This is a genomic window from Arthrobacter sp. (assembly GCF_031988865.1).
GTDB lineage: Bacteria > Actinomycetota > Actinomycetes > Actinomycetales > Micrococcaceae > Arthrobacter_B.
On record NZ_DALZXY010000129.1, the window covers coordinates 1 to 6,575 of the forward strand.

Sequence of the window (6,575 nt, forward strand, 5' to 3'; positions counted from 1 at the left end):
TCGACAACCAGGCCCCTCACCGCCACGCCCGCCGGATCTGGCCGGAGCCGGATCCGGGCCGGATCCGGGCCCGCACGGGAGTCGGATGCAGCCGGCCACGCGGCGGCCTGAAAGATTCCGAATTGGCGGCACCGGGCGCAGTTCCGGCGAATCCGTTGTACAGTTTTACGAGTTCCGACGAAATTGACCTTAACTCCCCTTTTACTACTCCGGAAGGCTGCCTCGATGACGACAACCCACGCCCTGCCTGCGGGTGACGAGGTAGTCCAGAACCTGCCCTGGCGCTGGCGGGTCCAGGGCAAGATCTTCCTGATCGGCGGCCTCGGCTTTATGTTCGATGCTTGGGACGTCACCCTCAATGGCATCCTGATCCCGCTGCTGTCCCAGGAATGGAACCTCGTGCCGGCGCAGGCGGCCTGGATCGGAACCGCCAACCTGCTGGGCATGGCCATCGGCGCTTTTGTCTGGGGATCGATTGCCGACGCGATCGGCCGCAAACAGGCGTTCACGGCCACCCTGCTGATTTTCTCGATCTTCACCGTCCTGGGCGCCTTCGCCCCGGATCTTGGCTGGTTCTGTGTGTTCCGCTTCCTCGCCGGCGTCGGCCTCGGCGGATGCGTGCCAGTGGACTACGCCCTGGTCGGGGAGTTCACGCCGCGGAAGCAGCGCGGCCGGGTACTCACCGCCATGGACGGCTGGTGGCCGGTGGGCGCGGCCCTGTGCGGTGTCACCTCCGCCATCATTATGGCGACCGTCGCGGACTGGCGCTGGACCATGCTGGTCATGGTGGTGCCGGCGTTGCTGGTGTTCTGGGTGCGCCGATCGGTACCGGAGTCTCCGCTCTTCCTGGTCCGCAAAGGACGTACCGAAGAAGCCCGCGCCGTCATCAATGACCTCATCGCTCGCACGGGCGGAACACAGACTGAATGGCGGCTGCCAGACCCTGAACCGGCGGAGAAGTTCTCCCTCAAAACTGTGGGGACCCAGCTTGGCGACCTCTGGCGGTCGAATCCCAAATCCACAGTCACGGCCTGGTCCCTGTTCCTGACCATCCTGCTTGTCTACTATCTGGCCCTTCAGTGGATGCCGAAGATCCTGGTGGACGCAGGCTACGCCGAATACAAGGCCTTCCTCACCACCTCCGGCATGGCCGCCGTCGGCCTCCTGGGCGTTGTTGCCGCGGCCCTGCTGGTGGAACGGGTCGGCCGCAAGTGGCTGCTGGCCGTCACCGGTCCGCTTGCAGCGGCATCCCTGGTGGTGGTGGCCCTGGTGGTCGAGGTTCCCGCTGCGGCGACCACGTGGCTGCTCATTTACGGGTTCGTGGTGCAGGTGGCCATTCCGGTGCTCTATACCTACGTGTCCGAGCTGTACCCGACCCGGCTGCGGGGCAGCGGCTTCGGCTGGGCCTCAACGGTGTCCCGTGTCGGCGCCGGTTTGGGCCCCCTGCTTTTTGTCTCGGTACTCTGGCCGTATCTGGGACTGCCGTTGTCCTTCGCGGTGGCCGGCGTGCTGGTGCTCGCTGCCGTGCTGTGGATGGCCCGCTTCTCCCCGGAGACCCGAGGCGCGGCACTGGACTAACGGGACGGGGCGTCGGACTAGCGGGCCGGGGCAGCGCGCGGCACGCGGCGTCGGACTAGCGGGATGCAGCAGCTAACAGGACGGGGCGTCGGACCAGCGGGATGCGGCGCGGCACGCGGCGTCGGACCAGCGGGACGGGGCGCGGTCAGGTGCTGGGCCGCCGTCGCGCCGTCGTACAGTCAGCGCTGGGGCAGCGACGGGACTCCGGCGGTGCTCATCTGCCGCAGGGTTTCGATCAGCAGCCGGCGTTCCTGGACCTTGATCCGTTCATGCAGGGATTCCTCGGTGTCGTCGTCGAGCACCTCCACTGCCGCCTGCGCGAGGATCGGGCCGGTGTCCACCCCGGCGTCGGCAATATGCACCGTGCAGCCGCTGACCTTCACGCCATAGGCGAGGGCGTCGCGGACGCCGTGGGCTCCCGGGAAGGCGGGCAGCAGCGCCGGGTGAGTGTTGAGGTAGCGGCCTTCGAAAGTGTTGATGAAGTGCTCATCAACGATCCGCATGAACCCCGAGGAGAGAACGACGTCGGGCTGGTAGGACGCGACTTTGTCCGTCAGGGCACGGTTCCAATCGGCGCGGACCGGGTAATCCCGGAAGTTAACGACGAACGTGTCGTAACCCGCGGCTGCCGCGCGCTCGACGCCGTAGGTGCCCGGGCGGTCCGCTCCCACGGCGGCGATCTCAACGTCCAGATCATCCGCGGCGATGGCGTCGAGGACAGCTTGGAGGTTTGAGCCGGTGCCGGAGACCAGTACAACAATTCGCATGTGTCAACCTTAAGTCCAAGCGTCGCCTAGGCTTAATCCATGAACAACGACGGCCCTCCACTTCACGCGCGACCGCCGTTCCCTCCGGCTACCCGCAAGCCCGAGCCGACCGAGGCGCAGTCCAAGGAGGCCAGGTCCTACCTCTGGGTGTTTATCGCTTTGCTCGCGGGGATGCTGATCTGCTCCGAGCTCGCCCTGCCTTGGAAGCTCCTGCCGCTGGCTTTGGGTATTGCCGCACTGGTTGTCGGCATCATGGCCATGGTCAAGATCGTCCGCTACGGAATGCACCGGATGCTTCGGCTCGTTGTTTCCCTGGGACTGGCGGCAACCGCCTTTATGACCCTGGGTCTGGCGGCCATGGTGGCCCTGTGGCCGTTCACCGCCCAATACGAGACCTGCATGCAGTCGGCCCTGACGGTCCAGGCCACCGAAACGTGCGTGAAGGACTTCATGTCCCTGGGCGGAATGATTCCCGAGCCGTAGTCGATGACAGTGCCCGACGCCGCCGACGACTTCCGGGCGCCGGGGCCGGGCGCTGACCAGCGGGCGCCGGCCAGGGTGCCCGACCGGGGCCGTGGTCTCACACCTACCAGGGCGGCCGCCCCGCCGGATGATGCTGAGGCGTTGCCGCGGCTGATGCTTGGGCGGTGTTGCCTAGGCGTTGTCCAGCGCTTCCGCTGCTACCCCGGGGCGCCGGGACCTTCCTCGCTCCAGCCAGGGGCCGGCCGCATAACCGATAACGACGCCGACGGCGACTTCCGCGGCTACCCAAATTCCGGTCCACAGCGGGTCCGGTCCGATCTCCGTGAAGCGTCCGATCCCGAGTGATCCGCTGGATATCCATGCCGCGGCCGCGGCCATGACCCCGGAGGCAATCCCGATGATTCCGCCGAGGCAGAGCGTCGATGCCGTGGCCGTGAACCAGCGGGCATGGACCTTGATGCCCAGCCATTCGTCGAAGTGGTTCTCGCCCTCGCGGAGGAACCACCAGCCGGCCAGCACGCCCGCCGCGACCGGGATGATCAAGGCCACGTAGGCGAATTCAAGCTGGCCGCTGGGCAGGACCGCGAGGATCGGCATGGCAGGCAGCGGCCCCACGGTCGTCTCAAGAGGACTGATCGTGCTGCCGGCGCCGAGGGCGAATCCGGCACCCGAGGCCCAGGACAGGGTCCAGCCCACGAAGTTAGGGATCAGGCCTAGCTGGGCCACGGTGAGCACGATTCCGCCGATGATGCCGGCGTCGAGCCGTTCGTAGATGGCAACCATCTCCGCCCAGTTCAGGACCACCACGGCGACCAGGAGCAGGGCCGACAGCCCCAATGCCGCGCTGATCCCCACCACACCCGCGCGGACGGCGGCCCAAAGGTAGGAACCTGCCCAGCGGGAATGCTGGCTGGTCCGCGCGATCCAGTCTGTCAGGTCCATCCCGATCAGCCGCACCCATGAGCCGGCCTCGCGGTGTGCACCAATGATGACGCCGAGGCCCGCAGAGATCAGCGGCACGAGTGCTCCGGCGACGAGCGAGATGCTCACGTCATCGTTCGCGGAGAAGTAGGCGGCCACGACGCCAAGCAGGGCGTAGGTGCCAAGTGCGCCCAGCAGCGCCTGCCAGAGCTGGTCGGTATAGGAGGCACGGGCCAGCCGGCGTCCGGCACGCCAGCAGAGGAAAAACGGAATGAGTGTCAGGCCCAGGGGAATGAGGGACAACAGTCCCCCGCTTTCTTCCGGCCCGACTGTTCCTGCCGGGAACGTGAGCGACAGCGGAACTCCGTGGAGGAGCAGCCATGCCTGGCCGCTTAGGCGGGCTAGGGAAGCGTAGTCGCGGTCAGAGAATCCGTTCGCTGCCCAGACACCGGTCAGGGGCAGGATGACTACCAGGGCCGACAGCACTGCTGCCTGCCCCAGTTCGAACATTCCCTGCAGCCACAGCGGCATGGGCACCACACCCGGTTTTTTCGGGCGTCTAAAGAGTTTCATCGCCTTCTATCGTGCCATTGGGGACCATCCAGGCCCTTCAGGTACGGCCTGTGAGTCGGGGCACAGGAGGCCGGTGGCTTGGACCACGGGTGCGTGGGGAAAGCTGGCTGAGGAGGCGTCTCCTCGCCCCACCCATAGACCAGGCCGTCCCCGTGTCCCCGCGCCTCACCCGGGTGGAGCCAGCCATCCTCGGTCCCACTTCGAGCCCAATCCGCGACCCGGAAACATGGGCAGTTCGCAGCCGCACATCTCTCAGCACCCCTGAACCCTGGACGGCGCCTTAGAAAGGTGCTGGCGCATCCTTTGGTGCAGGCCGCGTGGCTTCGTCGACGGGCGACGTCCACAGAGCCGACCGCCATGCTCCCTCACCGGGTGCCGAGTCTTTGTTCTGATGATCGAGGGCCGGGTTGGTGCGGTAGGTACGTCCCGCTGGTGAGGTCCATTCGATGAGGCCGGGTTCGGGTTGGCGGGCCTTCCAATGCCCCAGGGTCTTGAACCGGTGGTGTTTAGGGCAGAGATGCTCCAGGTTCGAATGCTCGGTCGGACCGCCACGGGCCCAGGGCATGGTGTGGTCGATCTCGGACCGGGTCACATCAACTGCGCATCCGGGGAACCGGCAGGTTCCGTCCCGGGCCTGGAGCCAGCGTTTGAGACCGGCCGGGATCCGCCGCCGTCGTCCCACTCCCAGGATTTCCCCGGAGGCCGGGTCCTGCAGCAGCGGTGTCCAGCTCAGGGCCTGAAGGATCATCCGCCGTCCGGCCTCGGCACTGATCGGCCCGTACCCGTTCAACTCTGCCGGTGAATCATTGAGACCGGCCAGGGTATCGGCGTTGATCAGCACCATCACCTCGGTCTTCACGCGGGTCCGTTCGCGGTGCCGCTCCGCCCGCCGGGCATGGCGTCCCGGCGGCGTAGTGCCGCCCGCCTCACTGACGTGGCTGTCGTTACCATGGATACCGCCTTTGCCGCCACCGCCGTCTTTACCGCCGGTGGCGGCTTTGCCGCCAATGCCGCCAATACCGTTTTTGCCGCCGGTGGCGGAGCTGCCGGGTGAGTCCTCCAGCGGCCGCCCAGTATTCGCTCGGGAGGGAACGACAGGCCGCGGTTGGAACGGGATAGAAGAAGGAGTCGCAGGGCCGTGTCCATCCTGCAGCCCGGCGGAAGCTGCCGGACAAGCGGGATCAGCCGGGTTCGTCGGATCGGCGGGTTCAGCCGGGTTCGTCGGGCCGGCGGGTTCAGCCGGGTTCGTCGGGCCGGCGGGTTCAGCCGGTTTCTTCCGACGGGCGGGTTCGGCCAGCCTCGTCGGGCGGGCTGGAGAGGACGGGTCCCCGGGGTGGTTCCCGTCGAGCAGGACCGCCGCCAGAGCATCGGCACGCAACTGGTCCACAGTCCTGGGATCACCCGCTACCCTCCCGGCCTTGGCCGCACCGGAGAGCGCAGCGTAGACGGCCTGACCCTGCTCCGCGGCCAGGAACGCAGTCAGACAGGACATCCCGTCCGGCAGCGCCTCGAAACACACCCGCCGCCGCTCCAGCGCATCCCGGTGCCGGACCGGAACCGTGTCCGGGAACCGGGACTCCCGCAACCGGCGGGCCCACTTCCCGAACCCCGCAGCCGTCCGCCCCTCGGCCTTGCCCAAGAGGTCAGCCTCGAAACGCTGCCGCATATTCACCGGTTCACCTGCTGCGTCCGGGCCTGCGGCATCGACGCCATCCGGGCCGGGCCTCGGGCGATCGAGGCCCGCCTCACCGTCCGGGCCTTCGGGGCCCGGCAGGTCCGGGTCCAGCAGATCCAGCAGCGTCGGCTGACCGTCCCCACCAATGCCCGCACGACCCGGGCCCGTGCCTGCGTCCAAACCGGCGGCATCCGCTCCCGTCACGGGCAGGTCTGGATCTGGGCCCAGGACCGGGGTGGCCGGCACGTGCTGGGTTTCGTCCAGGATGATCCGCGCATGCTGATACCCGATCCGGCCCTCTTCCAACCGGGCCAGCGTCTGGGGATGATCCCGGCCCAACCGGGACGATTCGCTCACCAAACGCATCGCACTCATATGCGGCAGGTTCAACACCGCCCCCGCTTCCGCCGCAGCCAGGGACAACGCCAGGCCCGGATCTTCCCGGCCCGCAGCCCGGGCAATATCCCGGGCGAAAAGCTCCTCCAACCGGGCAGCAACCCTCGCCTGCTGAGCCTGCGCCCAACAGATCAACACACCGAGCCGCTCCAACGCCCCGATAGTCTCCTCAAATCCCAGCA

5 protein-coding genes are annotated in these 6,575 nt (G+C 67.4%); 2 read left to right on the forward strand and 3 right to left on the reverse strand.

Translation table 11 applies throughout. The annotated features are described in order from the left end of the window. The first annotated feature begins 225 nt into the window (after positions 1 to 225). On the forward strand, positions 226 to 1,578 hold the full coding sequence (locus RTN46_RS15925) for an MFS transporter (RefSeq protein ID WP_312182850.1): 1,353 nt from the start codon (positions 226 to 228) through the stop codon (positions 1,576 to 1,578). Positions 1,579 to 1,757: 179 nt separating this feature from the next. On the opposite strand, the gene purN is transcribed toward RTN46_RS15925, so the two are convergent. After that, complete coding sequence (gene purN, locus RTN46_RS15930; RefSeq protein ID WP_312182852.1) at positions 1,758 to 2,345, reverse strand: phosphoribosylglycinamide formyltransferase; 588 nt, start codon at positions 2,343 to 2,345, stop codon at positions 1,758 to 1,760. Between the two features lie 39 nt (positions 2,346 to 2,384). On the opposite strand from purN, the gene RTN46_RS15935 reads away from it, so the two are divergent. Then, positions 2,385 to 2,828 carry a hypothetical protein gene (locus tag RTN46_RS15935; RefSeq protein WP_312182853.1) on the forward strand — a complete coding sequence of 148 codons (444 nt, stop codon included), beginning with the start codon at positions 2,385 to 2,387 and terminating at the stop codon, positions 2,826 to 2,828. 171 nt (positions 2,829 to 2,999) lie between these two features. On the opposite strand, the gene RTN46_RS15940 is transcribed toward RTN46_RS15935, so the two are convergent. Both RTN46_RS15940 and RTN46_RS15945 read right to left on the reverse strand, forming a co-directional pair. Continuing rightward, positions 3,000 to 4,322 (reverse strand): DUF6350 family protein, encoded by a 1,323-nt coding sequence (locus tag RTN46_RS15940; protein ID WP_312182854.1) that lies wholly within the window; start codon positions 4,320 to 4,322, stop codon positions 3,000 to 3,002. Positions 4,323 to 4,602: 280 nt separating this feature from the next. After that, on the reverse strand, positions 4,603 to 6,575 hold a 1,973-nt coding region (locus RTN46_RS15945; RefSeq protein WP_312182855.1), incomplete at its 5' end, for a DUF222 domain-containing protein.